This is a genomic window from Bacillus sp. RCC_6_1 (assembly GCF_041360755.1).
GTDB lineage: Bacteria > Bacillota > Bacilli > Bacillales > Bacillaceae_G > Bacillus_A > Bacillus_A cereus.
The window spans coordinates 185,023-206,048 of the sequence record NZ_JBFUPV010000004.1; the positions used below are offsets into that span (position 1 = coordinate 185,023).

Genomic DNA, 21,026 nt, shown 5'->3' on the forward strand with positions numbered 1-21,026 from the left:
ACATTCTTTTCCTATTTATCTCACCACTTTTTCTTATTTATAACCCTGTATTCGCTAAAAATTGGATGTATCCTTTTTAACAAAGTGGTCCTATTCAAAAAAATACGCCCTTATTCAATTAAATGACCCGATTGTTGAACAAAGAAACGTTCTACACAATAGAAAGTTTCATTATAATATCCCAATATAACCTTATAAATGATGCACTAAAAAATAAAAAGGAAGCTAGATTTTACTAACTTCCTTTTCTTATATCTATTTAAGATAGTATTATATTTCCACACTTTCTTTCCCTTTTGCAACATAACTCATATCTCCAACCGACTCCACTGTGTATGTTCCATCTTGATATACAATCTTCGTCACGCTAGCATTTTCCACTCCAAGTTTTGTTTTGCTACTGTCTAACATTTCTATTAAGGTAGTAATCAAAAGCCCATGAACGACAACTAAGACGTTACCGCCACCATTTTCAGCAGCTTCTTCACTAATTTTATCTATCTCTGTTTTTATACGAGTAGAAAACAATTCCCAATCTTCCGCCTGTTTTGTCGGATCTGCTACTCTAATAAGATTAATCACTTCTTGAATAGAAAGCTTCAAGAGTTCTTCTGGTGATGCAACGCCTGCAGCTTTTCCAACCACATCCCACATATTCTCAAGTTTTTCACCTTCAAAAATACCGAAATTTAATTCTCGCAAATCTTTTCTTTGCTCAAGTTTTAATTTTGATTGCTCACTATATTTTAATACTAAATTAGCAGTTTCAATTGCGCGGCCGCTATCACTACTATACGCATTCATAAAATGAATATCTTTTAATCCCGTTCCTAAATTTGTGGCAACTTCAACACCTCTTTCTACTAAAGGAGAATCTGCCCAACCTTGCGCGCGATGATTCGTATTTAATATTGTTTTACCGTGTCTTGTAACATATAACGTCACTACATTCTCATTGCTATGTGTTTCTCGCTTATTCATTTCATTCTCTCCCTTTACGTTTCTATATCAATTTTACCACCTCAATTATTCATTGAGCAAAATATACGTCAGTAGATCCGCTTAATAAAAAAAGCTATCTTTCTGTATATCCATACAAAAAGATAGCATCTTTTATGATTACATTTCTTAACCGGTACTCCTATTCAGCAAAAGCACTCGAATATTGTACAATTCCTTCTACACCTCGAAGAGAATTTTCTGTTAATTCCATTATCATAAATACCTCTTCAGGCACTTCAAACGGTGCTTTTACATTCCACTCACTTGCTTTCTTAAAACCAAATTTCGGGTAGTACTCTGGATGTCCTAATACTACAACTGATCCGTATCCAAGTTGTTTCGCTTTTTCTAAAGCAGCCGTGATCAGTTTTCCACCAATTCCTTTCTTCTGATGGCCCCTAGCAACTGAAACTGGTGCAAGTGCTAACGATTCTACAGAAGTTCCACCTTGTTCTATTGTAATGTTCGATAACATAATGTGACCGACTATTTCTTCATCTATCGCAACGATAGATAACTCAGGAACAAACGCGTCACTTTTTCTAATACGTTTTACAAGTTCATGTTCTTTTTTATCACTAAACTCTTCATGTAAAAATGCTTCTTTTACAACTTCTTCTGTTTTTTTATAATCATTTTTTTGTTCTTGTCTAATCGTTACCATTTTAACTTATCCTCTATTCTTTCTTATTTCTTTTTGAATTTTACGAAGTGCTTTTTTCGATCCGCGCTCAATATCGTGTTGCATTTTTCTCTCTTTATAATCGACAAATAGTGTATTTAAATCGTATCCCTCTGGATATAACTCCTTCGCTGCTACCTCTAAAGTAATACGTTTTACATTTACTTCAACGAATTCACCGTTATAATATACAACGACGTTATAAAAATTATCTTTTTCCTTATAGATGATACCAAAATCATCATAATCTAATAAATTCACACGATCGCCGATTTTGTACTCATAATGAAATTCTCTTTTTTCTTGTACAAATTTCGGTTTTCTAATTTTACTTTCATTCACTTTTTCTAAAGCGTACTCTTTATTTCCCATGTACTCTTTCGCTCTTTTCAGCACATGTTCTTTTACGCTCATTTTATTCGCAATCCAAAGTGCATTACTTTCTCCTGATTTTCCGATAACTAATTTATAAAGCGGCTCTAGCGTTTCACTATTAAACTGCATCGCTGCATTCATAAAGTCATCGTGCATTTCTGAGAATCGTTTAATTTCTCCGTAATGCGTACTCGCAACGGTAATACATCCCGTAAGGTACAACTCTTCTAAAATAGATATTGCAAGTGCTGCACCTTCATTCGGTTCTGTACCGCTTCCTATTTCATCAAATAAAAGTAACGTATTATTATTTGACATCCTCATAATCTCAGAAAGATTTTTCATATGAGATGAAAATGTACTTAATGCGTTTTCGATACTTTGATTATCACCAATATCTACAAATACATTTTCAAAAATAGCGATTTCTGTACCTTTATCTCCTGCAATATGAAGACCTGACATTGTAGCTAATGTTAACAATCCAATCGTTTTTAACACAATTGTCTTTCCGCCCGCATTCGGCCCTGTAATAATTAAACTACGATACTCTTGACCAATTTTAAAATTTAAGGGTACAACTTGCCCTGTTAAAAGCGGATGCTTACAATTCACTAAATGAATGTAGCCATGATCATTTAACTTCGGTTCTATTCCATCAATCGATTTACTAAACTTCGCTTTTGCAAATACCATATCATACTGACTAATTAGCTCCATATTAATCTTTATACTATAAATGTTTTCTAACACCATTCCTGATAAAGTCGCTAAAATTTGATATTCTTCAACCGCTTCTTCTGCTTTCAAACCCGCTAGTTCCGCATTCAATTTCGTCACCGTATGCGGTTCTATAAATACAGTAGAACCTTTTGCCGAGGCTTCAATAATACTTCCAGCAACTTGGTTTTTATAGGAAGATTTAATTGGAATCGTATAACGGTCATCCTTTTTACTAATAAAGAATTCCTGAATGAATTTCTTATTTGCACTACTATTTAAAAACTTCGTTAAACGTTCTTTTATTTTCCCATCTACAGAATCGATATTATTTCGAATTCGTTTTAACTCTTTACTTGCAGCTGCATCAATACTATTTCCTTTAATTGAAAAGTTAATTTCCTCTTCAATACTTTTATATTCAGTCATTGAATTTGCATAAGAAGCTAATACTGGTGCAAAAAATTCTTTATCTAACATAAACTTTTTAATCTTTCTACATCCGCGTAAAAAGTCTGAAACACTGACTAATTCTTCTGGATCTAAAATCATCCCTTTTTCTAATTTTTGAATTGTACTAGCAATATTAGAAATGCCGAAGAAAGGAACATGCCCTTCTGCATCTAATATAGCTCGTGCTTCTGTCGTTTCATTCAACCGATTTCTCACTACTTTTATACTCGTACTCGGCTCTAATTTGTTTAATAATTCCTTACCTAATCCACTTACACAATAAGATTTCACTATATCCTTTAATTCGTTATATTGTAGCTTTTCAAAAGTCATCGTATTCATTTTGTTTCTCCTCACTATGATTGATTTTTATCATAAATGAAGATACCTACTCATTAGATTCCAATGAGTCATATATAAAATTCCATAATTATACAATAAAAATATATACAAAAAAGCTGCGGGGATACCGCAGCTTTTACATTTACAAGGCATTTGTAATAACATATGAGGAAATAAGCCATAAAAAATAGATGGCAGTCCCTTATTACACGCTTTATAAAGTATTGTAGGTATCTTCATAGGTTTTGAAATAAATGCATGACAAAATTAGGGGTATGATGTACATAAAAATCCCCTGGTCTTATCCGATTTATTTCATTAAATTTTTCCTATTTAATACCTACCGCACTCACAAAAAGCACCTCTCACTAATTTATATTATAGTCATTGAAATCTAATTTATTGAAATTATCATACTATATGTTACGTGAGAAGTAAAGGTGTCATACTTTTATAACTATACAGAATGTAAAAAGGAAGAGGAAAACTTATATTTCAGTCTACCTCTTCTTTTTCATCACCAAATTACTGCTGAACATATATGGAAACTGATCCTCCACTTACTTGGAATTGTCCCCAACCATCCTTATTAATTGTTACAGTATTTGTTTGATTACCCGTAATATCGTACCATACTTCACCTGCGTTATTCTTCCCAACATCCATCCACTTTGACCCTCCTGGTCCATCAGAGATTAATGTTGCTAAACCAGAATTAGCATGTACACTATCACCTTCTCTTGTCCAGCCAATCACATCTGGATGATCAAAATAATCACGCTGCGTACCATATGCAAAGTTTTTTCGTGCCGTCAAAATCGGATCAATTTTATCCTTTAACGCTGGAATTTCATAGTTACTATTTCCTTTTGTACCATAGTAATCACCATAGAAAACAGAAGGATACCCCTCTGCACGCGTTAAAATAAATGCATATGCCAGCGGCTTGAACCAAGGGCTCACTACAGATTCCAATGACTGACCAGGCTGTGAATCATGATTTTCAACTAGAGTAACCGCAAGTGTAGGATGATTCGCAACTACCGTTCCTTTTAAAATATTTCTCATATCATAATTTCCATTTCCTGTTGAAGCATAATGAAAATTATAATGAAGTGGTGCATCGAACACAGATTGATTATAATTAACCTTCGCTAAATAATTATTTAAAGTCTGGATATCATTTTGCCAATATTCAGCTACTGTAAACATTTCTTTCCCTGTTTGCTGTCTAACGTGATTTACCCAATCGCGCAAGTATTCATGATCAATATGTTTAACAGCATCTAAACGAAAACCATCTAAATTTAATTCATTCGCATACCACGTTCCCCATTTTTTCATTTCATTCGCAACATCTGGATGATCAAAATCAAGATCCGCATACATCAAATAATCATAATTCCCATTCTCGCTAGACACTTCCCAGTCCCATGCTTTACCTATGCCCCTAAATTTATAAATTCGGTTTAATTTCCTTCCTTCATCCCAATCCGTTCCATCAAAATGATACCATTTCCATTTGAAATTAGAATAAGAATCTCCACGCCCTGGAAAGTTAAATCCCGTCCACGCACTAATTTCATAATCACCTGATACTTCAATATTCCGATTGCTCGGGTCTACCTCAACTGCTGTGACAGTTTCTGTATAATCAGCCCCACCTTTATGATTCATAACTACATCACCGTATACATTGATGTTTTTCTTATGTAAAGCGTCAATTGCAGACTTCAATTGTGCTTTCGTCCCATATTTCGTCCGCACTGTTCCCTTTTGATTGAATTCCCCCAAATCATATAAATCATATGCTCCATATCCTACGTCATTTTGCGTAGTTCCTTTATATGCAGGTGGTATCCAAACAGATGTAATTCCTTTTTGCGCTAAATTTTCAGCATCAGTACGCAAACGATTCCAATGATCTCCATCATTCGGAGCATACCACTCAAAATACTGCATTAACGTTCCATTGTTAACTGTATCTGCATATGCTTTACTCCCCTCATATATACTAGGTAAAAACATAACAACTGACAATCCGACTATTGTTATTCTTTTAAACATCTGTACACCATCCCCTTCCAAGAAAGCGTTTGCATAGTTTATCAGAATTATTATAATATTCGCCCCACCGTTAGTAAAGTAGCAATCTCTCACTCTCTCATATTATTTTTAATCTAATTTCAAATATTCAACGTAGTTTTAATTTCACATCCTATTCAAGATTGTTTACAATTTACCTATAAAAGCATAACGGAGGGATTTCGATGACAGACTTTCAAAAACAATTTTTCGCACGATTACATATAGAAGAAAAAGACACAGTTTCATTTGAAGATTTATCTAACATTATGTACGCAATGGCACAAACTGTTCCTTTTGAAAACTTAAATATTCTCGAAAAGAATTTTAAAGAAATATCAAAAGAAAATTTGAAAGAGAAAATTTTAGTAAATAACCGTGGCGGTCTTTGTTATGAACTCAACCCTACTATGTATTACTTCCTGAAAGATTCTGGATTCGATGTTCATCTCGTTTCAGGAACAGTTTATAACGCTGCAAACTCCATATGGGCTGTTGATTCTGGCCATATCGCAACCGTTTTAACACATCATAATGAACTTTATTTAATTGAAGTAGGATTCGGATCATACTTACCTCTTGCCCCTGTCCCTTTCTCAGGTGAAGTCATTCACTCTATTACAGGAGATTATCGTATTCGTAAAGAAATGACCGAAAAGGGAAACTACATTTTAGAGATGCGGAAAAACAATGAGTTCTTGGATCAATCTTCTGCTGATGATTGGACGTTAGGCTATGCATTTTATATAGAAGAAGTGGATGAAGAAAAAGCAAATACAGCACAAAAAATTATCGTTGAACATGAAGGATCACCCTTTAATAAAGTACCTCTTATTGTAAAACTAACTGAAGATGGGCATGCCTCTTTAACGAAAGATAGCCTTACAGTAGCAAAAAATGGTAAAAAAACGAAAGAAACCGTTACAGACATGCAATATACAAACCTTTTACATTCAAAATTCGGAATTACACTATAAGTAAGTAAGCCTTGTTATTTCAGCAGGGCTTTTCAATTTTCAGCAGGGATTTTTTGCAATTTGTTGTATTTCATAGTTATATAGAAATATAACTACATGTTTAGAAAGGAAATGATTATGACAGAACTTAAAGATCGATTACAAGTAGCTGATATAGAAAAATGGGATTTAACAGACATTTACCATACAATTGAAGATTGGGAAAGTGATTTTCATAAAATTGAAGTATTAACGAAGGAATTACACGAGTTTAATGGAAATATTCACGATGGCAATAGTTTATTAGCTTATTTAACGAAGAGTGAAGAAGTTTCTAGCATAATATCTTTAATGTTCGCTTATGCACGATTACAATCTGACCTTGATACACGCGATACTGACGCGCAATCTCTTGTCGATAAAGTATCACAATTACACGTGAAAGTAAGTGCAGCGAAATCTTTCTTTTCCCCCTTCTTACTTAGCATAGACGAAAACACATTACATTCTTACATAGAAGAAACAGAAGGCTTACAATATTATAAAGAAGACTTATTTGAATTATACCGTTATAAAAAACACGTATTAAATAAGGACCAAGAAGAAATTTTATCACAAATGGGTGAAGCTCTTTCTTCTCCACAGCACACATTTGGTATGTTAAATAATGCAGATATATTATTTGGTGAAGTGACGACTGACGATGGAGAAAAAGTGAACTTAACACGCGGAATGTATGCAAAGTTAATAGAAGATACGAATCGTGAAAAGCGTAAAGAAGCTTATAAAGCATATTACAAACCATATGTTCAGTTAAAGAATTCCATAGCATCTACTTTATCCGCTGCTATTAAAAATAATGTTACTGTTTCGAAATTAAGAAACTATCCATCAGCGCTAGAGAAATCATTATTTGGCGATATGGTTCCAAAAGAAGTATATGAAAACCTAATTGATACAACAAAAAAAAACATTCAAACATTACATACATACAATGAAATTCGAAAAGAAAAATTAAACGTAGATGAACTAAGACAATACGACTTAGGCGTCGATTTAGTAGAAGGTGCAAAACAAGACATCCCATATAGTGAAGCATTTGACATTATGATTGCATCACTAGCTCCTTTAGGAGAAGAATATATTGAGACATTAAAAAGTTTTAAAGATAAAAGATATATAGACGTAAGAGAAACACCAGGGAAACGTTCTGGTGCTTATAACTTTGGTGTATACGGCGTTCATCCTTTCATTCTTTTAAATCATCACGATGATTTAAACAGCCTGTTCACTCTTACTCATGAATGCGGTCACGGTATGCATACGCACTATTCACATGGATACCAACCAAGAATTTCTGCACATTATTCTATCTTTGTCGCAGAAGTCGCTTCTACAGTAAATGAAGTGTTATTAATTCACTATTTATTAAAAGAAGCAAAAGATACGAACGTGCGTAACCATTTAGTTAACCATTTTATTGAGAAATTTAAAGGTACTTTCTTTACACAAATTATGTTTGCAGAATTTGAAAAAATCACACATGAAATGGCTGAACAAGGTAAACCATTACATGCACAAGTCTTCAGTGAAATTTATGAAAAGCTATTTAAAGAATATAACGGTGATTCACTTGTATTTGATGAAGAAGTAAAATACGGATGGGCTAGAATCCCTCATTTCTATCGCCCGTTTTACGTATACAAATATGCAACTGGATTCGCATCTGCCATTCAAATCGCTGATAAACTATTAAGCGGTGAGCCGAATGCTCAGAAAAATTATATTGAATTCCTTAAAGGCGGAAGTTCAGACTACCCATTAAACTTATTGAAAAAAGCTGGCGTCGATTTAACAACGCCAGAACCGATTGAAAGTGCATTGAAACAATTCACTCAACTTGTTGAGGAGTTTTCAGCTCTATAAAAAAGAGCCTCTCGCTAGAGGCTCTTTTTTATATTCCCTTTCCTTCTATTAAATCATTCGCCATTTTCCTAAATTCTTGATTAAATGCATCATTCATACCATTTTGGACGTTAGAAAATAATATGACAAACGTTCGTTTATCCCAGTTAAAATTATTAAATGTGTTCCAACCAGCTAATACACCGTGGTTATGATAATAATCTGGGTAAATATAGAAACTAAATCCATATTTTCTTGCAGGTGATGCAGAAAACATATCTGATACACTTTGTTTAGAAAGTAGTTTACCATCCATAATAGCTTCATCTAACTTTTTCATATCTTCAACAGTCGTATACATTTCACCACAACCATACAGCCAGTTCATTTTTAAGCGAGGTGTGGCTATTAACTTATTATCTTTTTTCGTATACCCTTCTGCTAAGAAAATATCTTCTGGGAGTGTTGCGCCCATTCCAGATTCATGCATTTCAACAGGATTCAAAATATTTTCTTTCACATATTCAGCAAGTGGTTTATTTGATATTTTTTCTACAATATATGCAAGCACCATATAATTATAATCTGTATATTTCCATCCTGTCCCTGCTGGAAATTGTAACGTTTGTGCCCCAATCCACGTTACTAATTTTAACCGTGATGCTGCGTCAACACTACCTTGTCCCTGTTCTGGTAATCCAGACGTATGTGTTAACAAGTTTCGTAACGTAATGTTTTTATCTGCTGGAAACGATGGGATATATTTATTTACATTGTCTTCAATGTTCAACTTCCCTTTTTCTTTTAGTTGCATAATAGATATTGCAACAACTGTTTTCGTAATAGAGCCAATGCGATATTTCGTTCTTGGCGTTGTTAGTACTTGATCTTTCACATTCGCATAACCGTAGCCTTTTCGTAAAATGACATGACCTTTACTTGCTACAAGAACACTCCCATTAAATCCTTTATCTTTTAAGTACTGATCTAGTTTTCCAGCTGCAATTTCATAACGCTTTTTCTCATTCGCATCAATTTCCTGCTTAACATCTTTTTGCTTACTATTTACATTAGAAAATGCCTTTGCATCATATTTTTTTCCTTTATTTGCATGTATTAGTGTAACAACACTTCCACAAAAAACAGCAAAAATAAAGAAAATGATTAACCATTTCTTTAACATACTAGGAGCCCTCTTTTATCTAGTTTCACTTAACGTACATCCATTCTATTTTATATCTTTTAATTATCAAGTATATTATAATATTATTTAATATTCACTCTGTTAAAACTAGATTCCTTTTTCTCACTTTCAATTTTGACTACTCTCTATTGTATTTCTTTCTTGCAAAATTTCCAACATACAATCGGATGCATTACAATATAATTTCAAATTCTTTTGTAACATTTGTTACATACTAAAAAGAATGGAGATGTAATATGAAAAACACCGATAAACGCAATCGTTTAGATGATAAGATGTTTCATTATCGGATAACAAAAAATAACATGTTATTAATTGAATATTACGGAAAACAGATTATGGCATTAAAAGGAAATGATGCTGAAAAATTTTTAAATAAAATAAATCATGCAAATAACAATAAAGAAAAACAGCTAATTATGGCTAAAATTACAGGTAATTTCAAAAGAGGTAATGAACGAAATTGAAAACGAATCTCATTTACATTTTGATTATACAACAAATAAAAAAAGAAATGTCGCTCATTCAACATTTCTTTAGACTTTCTTCATAAAAAATTTACATTGCTAACATTCCTTCATTTTCTATACTTCCTATATAAGCTAACCGCTGAAATAGTTAGTAATACAACTATGCATAACCACGCATACGTATATCCCTTCTTATCTACAATATAACCAAATAAAGCAGGCGCAGCAATAATAGCAATTTGATTTAATGTAAGTGCAAAACTCACTGTCATCCCTACCGATTCTTCACTTGCTGATTCCGCAACTTCAGTTATAAAAAGACTAAACCATCCAATTGAAAAGAACCCTAACAATGCACTTACACCATACAATACATTCGTTATTGTATGTATGCTCATTACTAATATTAGAATGAAGAAAATAGAAATACAAACAGTTATAAATAAGAGGGTACGCCGATTTCCCTTATAAAACAAATCACTAGTAGCTGCTAATATAACCCTACCAACCATTCCAGAAAAGAACATAACGGAAAATACTTTTCCAGCTAAAATTGGCGTGATTGATTGTTCCAATACTAAAAATTTTATAAAGTGTGCAACTAACACCATTTGCAATGAAATCATACAAATGCCAGTTATATAAATTGCATACAATTCTTTTTTACACATCACTTCTTTTAACTGCATCCAAAAAGAAAGTTTACTACGTTCTTGTTTAACTTTCTCTTGAATATATGGTTCCTTATAAAATATAAAAAATAAAAACCCTCCAATTATACAAATACATGCAATGCTATTTACCGCATAGGCCATATTATATTTTATTGTAAGAAACGGGATCAATACTCCCGCTAATGTACCACCAATCGGTATACCGGCTTGTCTAATCCCCATCGCTAACCCGCGATTTTCTTTTGAGAACCACTTCATTATCACCTTACTTCCTCCTGGCTGCGAAACACTATAAAACGTTCCTACTAATAAAAGTACAAAGAGTAACCCATTAAATCCATTGACCATATTAGTCAGTAAAAACGAACTTCCTAGTAAAAATGAACTTATCGAAATTAACAACTTTTCATTGTATTGATCAAGTAGCCGCCCGACAAAAAGCATACAAAATAGCGGTCCTATATTTACAACACTTACTAACAATCCAATCTCCGTATTCGTAAGTGCATATTCTTCTTTCCAAAATAAAGCAAACGCTCCAACACCATACGTTATAAGTGTCGCTGTTGTTTGAGCAACCGTCGCAAAAATTAACATAACCCACTTATAAGTACTATTCACCCTTTCTTCCATTAACACAATAATCCCTCCATCCCCTTCCATTGTATGAAAGTTCTGATATCATATAAAATAAAGATTTATCATGTAATCCATCAAAAAAAATGATACCTTTTCTGGAGGGATGATACTTGGATATAAAAGATTTAACTGTATTTTACGAAGTTGCGAAAGAAAAAAACATATCTCATGCAGCTAAAAATTTAAACTATGTACAGTCTGGCGTAACAATGCGTATGAAACAACTAGAAAACGAATTAGGTGTGCCTTTATTTTATCGAAACGGAAAAGGTGTAACTTTAACTTCTAACGGTGAGATTTTATTAACATACGCCAAACAAATTATCCACTTAATGGATCAATCTGTTAAAGCAGTTCAAAGTAATGGGATCGAACCAAGAGGCACTTTAAAAATTGGATGTACAGAATCTACAACCGCTGTAAGACTTCCATCTATATTAATGGCCTATTATGAGAAATACCCAAAAGTCGAATTAATTTTAGAATCAAATACGACGGAACAATTAATTAGGCTTGTACTAGAACGAAAACTGGACGGAGCGTTTATAGCTGGCTCTACTCAGCATGCTGAACTTCATACAAATATATTTCGTGAAGAAGAATTAGTTCTCATTAGCAAAAAGCCTTTATCTTCCTTTAAAGACATAGGAGACATGAATTTACTTGCATTTAGTCACGGGTGCTATTATAGAAATTTATTAGAAGATTGGCTTCAAGAAGAAGGAATTTCACCTAAGCGAGTATTTGAGTTTGGAACAATTGAAGCGATACTCGCATGTGTAAAATCAGGTATGGGCATAGCAATTATGATGAAGTCTATTTTAAATGGTCATAAACATGACATATCATTCAACCCTTTACCAAATAGCTTCCAAAAAGTTCCTACTACTTTTATTACTAGAAAAGATATATATCACTCTGCTGCATTACAAAAATTTATGGAGATGACTCACAATGCGTGAAAAGAAAATACGTGGTATGAAACGAAAAACAAACACTATGATAAAGCGAATTGAGGAACATACAAAAATGTTCCCTTCTACTTTCTATAACGATGAATACTGGAATATACCTTTACCAGTTTCTCAAGCTTTTATCGATTCTTGTAAAACGCCTAGAAAAGTAAAACGATTATGTATTCAAACCTTATTAAATCAAGCAAATCATTTAATAAATATAAAACCGAGCGATACCCATACATATCGAGTTGTTGTTTTGATTTCTATAAATAATTTATGGGATTCGCAAATCATTATATTTAAAAATGAGGACTACTTTCATAATTTCTTTAATAGAGATAGTGAATTTCAAAAATGGATTCTTCTTTCAAATGAAATTGATTTTTGGGAGACATGGGAAATTTCAGTTTGTCATTCCTTCAAAACGCTTCACTTTCAAGAAATTATTTATGATGCAGATGAATGCTATGAAAAAGAGATTACGTTTATCGGGGAGTTAAATTAAAAAGGGTATACCTAAAACACTGGTATACCCTTTTCCACTTATTTTTCCTTTAATACACTATGTAATCGATCCGGATAATTTGTAAACATTCCTGTAGCACCCCATTTGATTAACAGTCTCATATCGGGTTTCTCATTAATTGTATAAGGGTGAATTAACAGTCCATTTTTCCTAGCCATTTTCATATATGACTCATCAATAATTAGTTCTCCGTTATCATTACGTAAGTTTGGTCCAATACCAGCTGCATACTTTTTAATTTCTTGAAAATCATCATTTGTTACACTTTTCGGTTCATGTGTAATACCAGACCATTCAACAATTTCATTGTTTTCATTTGGATAATACCAAAGCAATTGAACTAACGGAATATTTTCATTCATACTATGAATCTTTTTCAAACTATCTTTACTAAATGATTGAATCATAACACGGCTAGAAGACATGTTTTGGCCTACTAAATTATATTTTTGTAACAACGCCAACAATTTCTCTTCCATTCCTGGATACACATCTGGTGATTTTGTTTCAATATAATACTTCATACTTCTTCCATACTTTTGGAAGATTTCTTCAAGAGTTGGAACCTTTTGCCCAACATACTCTTGCTTAGCCTTTTCTGGATACGCTTTATTAAACCATGATCCAGCATCTAAACTCTTTATTTCGCTTAACGTTTTATCTCGTACTTCGCCTGTTCCATTTGTAGTGCGATCAACTGCTGTATCATGCATTGCAATTAATTGGCCATCCTTTGTTAATTGAATATCTAACTCTAAATAATCCGCTTTCATTTTTTTAACTAAATCATAAGAAGCAAAAGTATGCTCAGGTGCATGTCCACTTGCTCCGCGATGTGCAATATTTAAAAACTTATTCGTATTCCATTCATGCTTTTCTTCTGCTTTCGCATGAACAGCTCCCCCAACAAAGATACTTCCCGTCATAAAGAAAATAACTAAAACGCTAATAATCTTTCTCATCCTTCTAATCCTTCCTACGTTGCAAATTTCAACAAGCTAATGAGATTTACACGAAATAGAAGACACACTTTCATTATTTTTATAAACCTATATTAAAATTCCAATCTTACAAATGTTTTCTATATTATTAATATAGAAAACTAGTATTATCCTATTTAATTTCTATAGCCCTCCTTTTCACATGTAACTCCCTATTTTGTACGGTTCATTCAATAAAAAAAGCCATAAATTATTTAGAATACACTCCTGTATCCCTAAATAAATTTATGGCTTTTCTCAAATATCTCCGGCCTCTATTAACTTGTCGAATTTAATCATATCAAACCTATTGAAATTTGTGAATATTTTTTTCAGTACAGTGAAGTACATAAAACAATATTTCTGTAGTTACTTAAAAATCACATAATAAATTTCTCATTACCTCTTCCAATACTATATCTGGATTTACTACCGTTTTTTCCGAACGCCATCCGATAAAGCCATCTGGTCTAATTAATACAGCACCTCCATTCTCTATACCATATAATTTGCTAAAAATATCTTTTGGAACAATAAAGTCTCCACTTAAGCCAACACGATACCCTTTTAGATGTATTCCTAATTTAGCTGAAACAGCATGTGCTGCCTCAGCCCAAGAACTATTTTCTACTCCTGTAAGTAATACAAAACTGTTACCGAATAAGTCTAATGTAGAAACTTTCTTCCCCTCATACGTTCCCCATAAATGTGGCGCTCGCGTTCCAGGTCTTCCGTTCAACTCTATGCTATCCATTCTATGCGGAGTGACTGAATCATCTATAATCGCCTCTGAACAATACTGATATCCAACTGTAACAGCTAAACCATCCATATTATTCAAACTGCCTTCCTCTCTATTCGCAGCACGAAACAGTAAACTACTTGCATAAGCTGTCGTTAATTTTGCAACAGAGTGTCTCTCCTCATGATATGTTTCTAACAATTTTGGTTTTGCCTTCCCTTTTATAACAGCCGCTAATTTCCAAGCTAGATTGTGCGCATCTTGTATTCCTGTATTTGAACCAAATCCTCCTGTTGGCGGCATAATATGTGCAGAATCGCCAACTAAAAAGGTTCGATTTCCTTGAAATTTCACCGCTGTACTTTCAGCGGCTTCCCACGGTAAAACACTTAATATTTTTGATTCAACATTTGTACTTCCAATTGCTATTTGAATAATTTGTTTACAACGTTCTATAGTGAAGTCCTCTAGCCCCTCTCCTTTTAATGGATCGTAGGCTACATGATAAATCCATTTTTTTACGTTATCAACCGGGATAAGTGCACCAAGAACCTCCGGATGAAGTACCATCGAAAAACCGAATGCATCTCCTTGTATAAACTCACTTAAATCAGCTTCAAAATAAATATTCATATAATAGCCACCAATGGTTCCACGACCCTCAGTTTTAATCCCTAACTGCTCACGTATTTTACTTTTCGCTCCATCCGCTGCAATTACATAGTCACAATGTATGACACTTTCTTTTTCTGTTTCACGATTTCGAATCGTTGCTTTTACCCCGTTCTCATTTTGTTCAAATGAAACTAATTCATGATAAAAAGATAGTTGCTCGCCTAATGTTTTCGCTTCTTGTAACATCATCTCTTCTAAAATAATTTGATAACACGCAGTTTGTTTTGATGGACTAATCTTTTCTATTTTTTGAAGTAACTCTTCATCGTTTCCGTATTGCGTCGCTCTCATTTGTTCCAATTCTTCTTTATTCGCCTCAGCTATTGTATGAACCGCTATTCTTCCTCTGCAGTTCTCTAATGCTTTACCTGCCAATTTAATTCTTTTTTCCAAACCTAATTCTCGAAATAACTCCATTGTACGTAAAGTAAGACCGCCTGCTTTCGGATGAATGGCAGTAGACGGATGCCTTTCAATAAGTAAGTACTCAATATTATGTTTTGCAAGAAATAACGCAGACGCTAACCCAGATAATCCCCCTCCAACAATTAAAACTGGTACATAATTCGATTTCATATATTTACCCTCCACTTCATTGTTCTGAGCTCAGTGACATAAATATAATCAAAAAAAACATTAAAATATAGACTTATATTTCATTTTGAATTATCATATAGATAGATCAGGCCCCAAAATTCCTTTTACCTTTTCATACATCTATAATCCACCTGAATTGTGTCTGTATGAAAGTGTAAAACAAAAGAATGTACTTTACGTTGAACCATGTTCTATCGTAAAAATCAAAAATAATACAAACATTATAAGCGGCCGTAACCTTATGGATTATACAAGGTTACGACCGCTTATTTTATTGTTACATCATTTTTTGTTTTTAAAACTTCATCTATTGTGTTATGTAATCCTTCCAATCCCTTTTCTATCTCCCTATAATTTTCAACAATAAAAAATTCATTCGTCTCGATTTTCTTTCTCAATATTGCACCTCATGCAACAATCATGTAGCATTACCGTATCGAAGTAATGGTTCATCATCTTAAACCTTTCGACTAATTTTTTGGAGGTAAAGTGATTGAAATGAATAAACAAGAACAATTAAATGTTATAAAAAAAGATTTTATTGATTCTCAAAAAGTATTATTGGCAATTGGCGATGAAACACGTCAAGCTATTTTGTTAGTTCTCATGGAAACGGAATGTCAAACCGGATTACGTGTAGGAGAAATTACGAAACAAACACACCTTTCTCGGCCAGCGGTATCACATCACCTAAGGATTTTACGAGAAGCCGGTATTATTTTAATGCGAAAAGAAGGTACAAAAAACTTTTATTATATTGATATACGTACAAAATTAGGTGTATTAAAAAATCTTGTGTTAGATATTGAGAAACTATTGCACAACTTTTATTAAAATTTGGAGGTATAAGAAATGAAAGCAATGATAATTGATAAGTACGGAAAAGTTCCAATGCGCATGGCAGAGGTACCTACTCCTGAAATAAATCAACATGAAGTGCTCGCAGAAATTCATGCAGCTAGTATTAACCCAATTGACTTTAAAATACGTGATGGAAAAGTAAAGATGTTACTGAAATATGAAATGCCTCTAATCCTTGGTAATGACTTTTCCGGTGTCATCGTGAAGGTTGGATCGCAAGTAACTCGTTTTAAAGTCGGCGATGCAATATATGCACGTCCAAGAAAAAATAAGATCGGTACTTTCGCGGAATATATAGCCATTCATGAAGATGATATAGCTTTAAAACCAAAAAATTTAAGTTTTGAGGAAGCGGCGTCGATTCCACTCGTTGGCTTAACATCCTATCAAGCACTACATGATATTATGCATTTACAAAAAGGACAAAAAATATTAATTCACGCTGGGTCTGGTGGTGTTGGTACTTTCGCAATTCAGTTAGCAAAAATAATGGGCGCTACCGTTACAACAACTGCTAGTGAAGCTGGTTCCGATTTAGTAAAGTCTCTTGGCGCAGATCAAATTATTAATTACAAAACAGAAAAATTTGAAGAAATACTCAAAAATTATGATGCAGTATTTGATACAATCGGCGGAACAACACTTGAAAAATCATTCAATATTATAAAAAGCGGAGGAAACATTGTTTCCGTTTCAGGTATGCCGAATGCTCGATTCGGTAAAGAATTTGGTTCAGGCTTCTTTAAAACTCTCTTATTTTCATTAGCCAGCAAAAAACTTACTGCACTTGAAAAAAAGCATAATGCTCAATATTCATTTTTATTTATGAAGCCAAGCGGGGATCAATTACGTACTATTGCAAACTATATTGAAGCCGGAAAAATCAAACCGGTAATCGATCGAGTTTTCCCTTTTGAAGATGCTCAAAAAGCAATGGAATATTCAGAGTCTGGAAGAGCAAAAGGAAAAATAATTGTAAAAATTAAATAATAATAAAAACCTCCATTTTCTTAAAATGGAGGTTTTAAATTTGCTGTTAAATAGACATAGTGCAATGAAGTCCTTACAATAGATTGCAAGGGGAAATATTATATTATACTTTTAGTTAACTTTACAAAGAATACATACGTACAAATACATAACTTAAAATACAAAAAGGAGGAGATACAATGACTAAAAATAATGAAACAGGTTGGAATTTAGATAATAGTTATACGACTTTACCACAATCATTTTATACAGAAATCCCCCCTACTCCCGTAAGTTCACCGGAGTTAGTTAAACTAAACCATTCATTAGCGATATCTCTTGGCTTGACCCCTGAAGAACTGAAAAAGGAAGCTGAAATTGCTATTTTCGCTGGTAATGCACTCCCAGAAGGAGCTCATCCATTAGCTCAAGCATATGCTGGCCATCAATTCGGACATTTTAATATGTTAGGCGACGGTCGTGCTCTTTTAATTGGCGAACAAATTACTCCTTCAGGTAAGCGTTTCGATATTCAACTGAAAGGTTCTGGCCCTACTCCCTATTCACGCCGAGGAGATGGTCGTGCTGTACTCGGTCCGATGCTACGTGAATATATTATTAGCGAAGCAATGTATGCACTCGATATTCCAACTACCCGCAGTTTAGCAGTTGTCACAACCGGTGAACCAACATATCGTGAAACAAAGTTACCTGGAGCAATTTTAACTAGAGTAGCTAGTAGCCATATACGCGTCGGTACATTTCAATATGCTGCAGCTCGTGGTTCAATAGAGGACCTGAAATCACTAGCTGACTATACGATAAAAAGGCATTACCCAGAAATTGAATCCCATGAAAACCGATATACTGCATTACTACAAGCAGTCATTAAAAGACAAGCTAGTCTTATCGCAAAATGGCAACTTGTTGGATTTATTCACGGTGTAATGAACACTGACAATATAACGATCAGTGGCGAAACAATTGATTACGGTCCTTGTGCATTTATGGACAATTACGACCAAGGAACCGTATTTAGCTCTATTGACACACAAGGTCGTTATGCATATGGAAATCAACCATATATGGCCGCATGGGATCTCGCACGACTAGCAGAATCTTTAATACCGATTCTGCACGAAGATGATGAAGAAGCACTAAAAATCGCTCAAGACGAAATTTCGAAATTTAGCGTACAGTATGAAAACAATTGGTTCCTTGGAATGAAAAAGAAATTAGGACTATTTAGCAACGAAGAACAAGATCAATCACTTATTGAGCAACTTTTAAAAATGATGGAGAAATATAAAGCAGATTACACTAATACATTCCGTTCATTAACTCTTGATACGTTAGAAAATATCCCTCTATTCGATAGTCCTGAATTTAAAGAATGGTACAAACTGTGGCAATCTCGATTAGAAAAACAAGAAGAATCGAAAGAAAACGCCTACGAGATGATGAAAAATAATAACCCATCAATCATCCCGAGGAACCACCGTGTAGAAGAAGCACTAGAAGCAGCTGTTACAAATGACGACTATAGCGTAATGGAGAAACTTCTTGAAGCTTTATCAAATCCTTATGCGTATTCTACAGATCAAGAAGAATACTGCATTCCGCCTGCACCGACGAATCGCCCTTATCGTACTTTTTGTGGGACTTGATTAAAAATTTGTTTTTATTTTAACCCAAAATTTATTAAGTTAACTATTAATCACAAACTTAAAAGTTGCTTTCAATATTGAAAGCAACACATTTAGTATCCAACCTTAAACAAGTCACAAATTATAATTTGTGACTTGTTTAATTACCCACGTTCAATAGAAGGTTTGTTTTGCAGGCATCGTTGTATCTTCAGAGACAGCATATGGATTTTCATTAGGTTTTATAATTATAAACGTTCCACCATATCCACTGTGAGTTAATTTATTGCAAAGACCTTCTACCATAAAATCCCATAACTCCAGCTGCTATTCCCATTATAGATAATCCAAGTTTTTTCTTTATTTTAATGCTTCTTTTTCAAATATTCTCTTTTTTATTTCATAACTCATAAAAAAATACTTTTCTGCTTTTTCTATATTACCTACTTTATGAAACTCTAATGCCAGACTTTCAGTATATTCGTGAATATACTCCGATAAATTTTTTCTTTCAAAGTAAGAAAAACCTTCAAGAATAATTTTTTCTATTTTTTCTACCTCTAAATGCTGACAAAATCCCTTTAGAATTAAAAAGTGATATCTATATTCATCATTTTTTAATTCCTCACAAACCTTCAATCCACTTTCAATTAATTCCTTCGCTTTTTCTATTTCACCTAATTTATAATATTCTCTTGCCTCTAAAAAGATTGCCTTATAATGAGTAGGCATTTTTTTAGAAACCTCAGATAAGTGTCTAATTGCTAAAACTGAAAGATTTTGACTCGCATACAATAAACCTAAATTATGTCTGATTCTTAATACTAACATTTCTGCATCATTTTTTTGTAAAATGTTTATTGCTGACGCAATATATTCCTCACCTTTATCATGCTGCTTTAATTCCGAAAAAGATAATCCTAATATATTTTCGCACAGCGCTATGTTCACTTCATACCCTGCTTGTTTAACAAAGATATCTCTTGCCTTTGAAGCGTATTCAATAGCTGAATATGCGTAATGCAAGTGGTATTTTAATATAGCAACTCTATAATTAAACTCTGCATATTCAATTTCATCTGAAATATGCTCTAATAACCCTTCAGCTTTTTCAAAATAGTTGCTAGCTTCACTATAATTAGTAAGAATTGTATAATGAATGGCTTTGAATAAATAATAATAATAATTAGAATATTCATCATTTGGTTTAGGCAATGCATCTATTTTATCAAAAGCTTTTTTCAAATTACCTAAACCATCTATTAGCACTTTATATCGAAATTCTAACAGATAATAGTGAAATGAAACCTTTATATCTGATTCGATAATATAAAGCTTTTTATCGATCTCTTCTTTTAATTTTTTTGCTTCACTTATACGTTGAGCTCTAATATCTCGATACCAATCATTCAGCATCTTATTAATTAATTCATTGCCAGTGATCTGTATATTCATCAAATCCACTCTCCTTCTTTTAATTATCATAAAAATAACATAATTCGATTATTTATATCTATCTATATATATATTTCTCAACAATTGAACGAAATTCATTCACTGAATT

The 21,026-nt window shown here is 33.3% G+C and carries 19 protein-coding genes; 8 read left to right on the plus strand and 11 right to left on the minus strand.

The genetic code is table 11. The features are described 5' to 3' along the window. Positions 1-270: 270 nt before the first annotated feature. The 4 genes from AB6801_RS15310 to amyS all read right to left on the minus strand — a co-directional run bounded on the left by AB6801_RS15310 (position 271) and on the right by amyS (position 5,641). Positions 271-981 (minus strand): histidine phosphatase family protein, encoded by a 711-nt coding sequence (locus tag AB6801_RS15310; RefSeq protein WP_001042056.1) that lies wholly within the window; start codon positions 979-981, stop codon positions 271-273. Between the two features lie 160 nt (positions 982-1,141). Beyond that, positions 1,142-1,666: a GNAT family N-acetyltransferase gene (locus tag AB6801_RS15315; RefSeq protein ID WP_097999612.1), complete on the minus strand. Its 525-nt coding sequence runs from the start codon at positions 1,664-1,666 to the stop codon at positions 1,142-1,144. Positions 1,667-1,672: 6 nt separating this feature from the next. Beyond that, on the minus strand, positions 1,673-3,574 hold the full coding sequence (locus AB6801_RS15320; protein WP_001095188.1) for an endonuclease MutS2: 1,902 nt from the start codon (positions 3,572-3,574) through the stop codon (positions 1,673-1,675). A gap of 525 nt (positions 3,575-4,099) precedes the next feature. After that, complete coding sequence (gene amyS, locus AB6801_RS15325) at positions 4,100-5,641, minus strand: alpha-amylase (protein WP_000476404.1); 1,542 nt, start codon at positions 5,639-5,641, stop codon at positions 4,100-4,102. A gap of 203 nt (positions 5,642-5,844) precedes the next feature. Here amyS and AB6801_RS15330 point away from each other — a divergent pair, with 203 nt between their 5' ends. Then, complete coding sequence (locus AB6801_RS15330) at positions 5,845-6,636, plus strand: arylamine N-acetyltransferase family protein (protein ID WP_000129195.1); 792 nt, start codon at positions 5,845-5,847, stop codon at positions 6,634-6,636. Positions 6,637-6,753: 117 nt separating this feature from the next. Then, positions 6,754-8,541, plus strand: coding sequence for an oligoendopeptidase F (pepF, locus tag AB6801_RS15335; RefSeq protein WP_000137544.1), 1,788 nt, complete (start codon positions 6,754-6,756; stop codon positions 8,539-8,541). A 28-nt stretch (positions 8,542-8,569) separates the two neighbouring features. On the opposite strand, the gene AB6801_RS15340 is transcribed toward pepF, so the two are convergent. Beyond that, positions 8,570-9,703 (minus strand): serine hydrolase domain-containing protein, encoded by a 1,134-nt coding sequence (locus AB6801_RS15340; RefSeq protein ID WP_000915166.1) that lies wholly within the window; start codon positions 9,701-9,703, stop codon positions 8,570-8,572. 257 nt (positions 9,704-9,960) lie between these two features. On the opposite strand from AB6801_RS15340, the gene AB6801_RS15345 reads away from it, so the two are divergent. Next, entirely contained in the window at positions 9,961-10,191 is a 231-nt protein-coding gene (locus tag AB6801_RS15345) for a hypothetical protein (RefSeq protein ID WP_084064070.1), read from the plus strand. A gap of 110 nt (positions 10,192-10,301) precedes the next feature. Here AB6801_RS15345 and AB6801_RS15350 read toward each other — a convergent pair whose 3' ends face one another. Continuing rightward, entirely contained in the window at positions 10,302-11,531 is a 1,230-nt protein-coding gene (locus AB6801_RS15350; protein WP_002000388.1) for an MFS transporter, read from the minus strand. 86 nt (positions 11,532-11,617) lie between these two features. On the opposite strand from AB6801_RS15350, the gene AB6801_RS15355 reads away from it, so the two are divergent. Together AB6801_RS15355 and AB6801_RS15360 are read left to right on the plus strand one after the other, a co-directional pair. Beyond that, positions 11,618-12,469 carry a LysR family transcriptional regulator gene (locus AB6801_RS15355; RefSeq protein ID WP_000351684.1) on the plus strand — a complete coding sequence of 284 codons (852 nt, stop codon included), beginning with the start codon at positions 11,618-11,620 and terminating at the stop codon, positions 12,467-12,469. Beyond that, a complete protein-coding gene (locus tag AB6801_RS15360) occupies positions 12,462-12,971 on the plus strand; it encodes a DUF3916 domain-containing protein (RefSeq protein ID WP_097999614.1) in 510 nt (169 codons plus the stop codon). Before AB6801_RS15355 ends, AB6801_RS15360 begins: the two co-directional genes overlap by 8 nt. 38 nt (positions 12,972-13,009) lie before the next feature. On the opposite strand, the gene AB6801_RS15365 is transcribed toward AB6801_RS15360, so the two are convergent. The 3 genes from AB6801_RS15365 to AB6801_RS15375 all read right to left on the minus strand — a co-directional run bounded on the left by AB6801_RS15365 (position 13,010) and on the right by AB6801_RS15375 (position 16,384). Continuing rightward, positions 13,010-13,954, minus strand: coding sequence for a glycerophosphodiester phosphodiesterase (locus AB6801_RS15365; RefSeq protein WP_097999615.1), 945 nt, complete (start codon positions 13,952-13,954; stop codon positions 13,010-13,012). Between the two features lie 391 nt (positions 13,955-14,345). Further along, positions 14,346-15,965 (minus strand): FAD-dependent oxidoreductase, encoded by a 1,620-nt coding sequence (locus tag AB6801_RS15370; protein WP_097999616.1) that lies wholly within the window; start codon positions 15,963-15,965, stop codon positions 14,346-14,348. Between the two features lie 287 nt (positions 15,966-16,252). Beyond that, entirely contained in the window at positions 16,253-16,384 is a 132-nt protein-coding gene (locus AB6801_RS15375) for a hypothetical protein (protein ID WP_001227549.1), read from the minus strand. Between the two features lie 91 nt (positions 16,385-16,475). Between AB6801_RS15375 and AB6801_RS15380 the strand changes: the two genes are divergently transcribed. The 3 genes from AB6801_RS15380 to AB6801_RS15390 all read left to right on the plus strand — a co-directional run bounded on the left by AB6801_RS15380 (position 16,476) and on the right by AB6801_RS15390 (position 19,483). Next, on the plus strand, positions 16,476-16,820 hold the full coding sequence (locus AB6801_RS15380) for an ArsR/SmtB family transcription factor (RefSeq protein WP_000571880.1): 345 nt from the start codon (positions 16,476-16,478) through the stop codon (positions 16,818-16,820). An 18-nt stretch (positions 16,821-16,838) separates the two neighbouring features. Beyond that, positions 16,839-17,837 carry an NADP-dependent oxidoreductase gene (locus AB6801_RS15385; RefSeq protein ID WP_000646426.1) on the plus strand — a complete coding sequence of 333 codons (999 nt, stop codon included), beginning with the start codon at positions 16,839-16,841 and terminating at the stop codon, positions 17,835-17,837. Positions 17,838-18,016: 179 nt separating this feature from the next. Next, the gene (locus AB6801_RS15390) at positions 18,017-19,483 is read left to right on the plus strand and encodes a protein adenylyltransferase SelO (RefSeq protein ID WP_097999617.1); all 1,467 of its coding nucleotides are present in this window, start codon (positions 18,017-18,019) and stop codon (positions 19,481-19,483) included. Between the two features lie 153 nt (positions 19,484-19,636). Here AB6801_RS15390 and AB6801_RS15395 read toward each other — a convergent pair whose 3' ends face one another. Beyond that, on the minus strand, positions 19,637-19,768 hold the full coding sequence (locus tag AB6801_RS15395) for a hypothetical protein (protein WP_097999618.1): 132 nt from the start codon (positions 19,766-19,768) through the stop codon (positions 19,637-19,639). A gap of 54 nt (positions 19,769-19,822) precedes the next feature. Continuing rightward, on the minus strand, positions 19,823-20,917 hold the full coding sequence (locus AB6801_RS15400; RefSeq protein ID WP_001025499.1) for a response regulator aspartate phosphatase: 1,095 nt from the start codon (positions 20,915-20,917) through the stop codon (positions 19,823-19,825). Between the last annotated feature and the right edge of the window lie 109 nt (positions 20,918-21,026).

Coding starts and splice junctions, on each gene's coding strand:
- AB6801_RS15315 (WP_097999612.1), bottom strand. CDS start 1,666: ATGGTAACGATTAGACAAGAACAAAAAAATGATTATAAAAAAACAGAA.
- AB6801_RS15385 (WP_000646426.1), top strand. CDS start 16,839: ATGAAAGCAATGATAATTGATAAGTACGGAAAAGTTCCAATGCGCATG.
- pepF (WP_000137544.1), top strand. CDS start 6,754: ATGACAGAACTTAAAGATCGATTACAAGTAGCTGATATAGAAAAATGG.
- AB6801_RS15370 (WP_097999616.1), bottom strand. CDS start 15,965: ATGAAATCGAATTATGTACCAGTTTTAATTGTTGGAGGGGGATTATCT.
- AB6801_RS15345 (WP_084064070.1), top strand. CDS start 9,961: ATGAAAAACACCGATAAACGCAATCGTTTAGATGATAAGATGTTTCAT.
- AB6801_RS15360 (WP_097999614.1), top strand. CDS start 12,462: ATGCGTGAAAAGAAAATACGTGGTATGAAACGAAAAACAAACACTATG.
- AB6801_RS15395 (WP_097999618.1), bottom strand. CDS start 19,768: ATGGTAGAAGGTCTTTGCAATAAATTAACTCACAGTGGATATGGTGGA.
- AB6801_RS15330 (WP_000129195.1), top strand. CDS start 5,845: ATGACAGACTTTCAAAAACAATTTTTCGCACGATTACATATAGAAGAA.
- AB6801_RS15350 (WP_002000388.1), bottom strand. CDS start 11,531: ATGGAAGGGGATGGAGGGATTATTGTGTTAATGGAAGAAAGGGTGAAT.
- AB6801_RS15400 (WP_001025499.1), bottom strand. CDS start 20,917: ATGAATATACAGATCACTGGCAATGAATTAATTAATAAGATGCTGAAT.
- amyS (WP_000476404.1), bottom strand. CDS start 5,641: ATGTTTAAAAGAATAACAATAGTCGGATTGTCAGTTGTTATGTTTTTA.
- AB6801_RS15390 (WP_097999617.1), top strand. CDS start 18,017: ATGACTAAAAATAATGAAACAGGTTGGAATTTAGATAATAGTTATACG.
- AB6801_RS15340 (WP_000915166.1), bottom strand. CDS start 9,703: ATGTTAAAGAAATGGTTAATCATTTTCTTTATTTTTGCTGTTTTTTGT.
- AB6801_RS15310 (WP_001042056.1), bottom strand. CDS start 981: ATGAATAAGCGAGAAACACATAGCAATGAGAATGTAGTGACGTTATAT.
- AB6801_RS15365 (WP_097999615.1), bottom strand. CDS start 13,954: ATGAGAAAGATTATTAGCGTTTTAGTTATTTTCTTTATGACGGGAAGT.
- AB6801_RS15320 (WP_001095188.1), bottom strand. CDS start 3,574: ATGAATACGATGACTTTTGAAAAGCTACAATATAACGAATTAAAGGAT.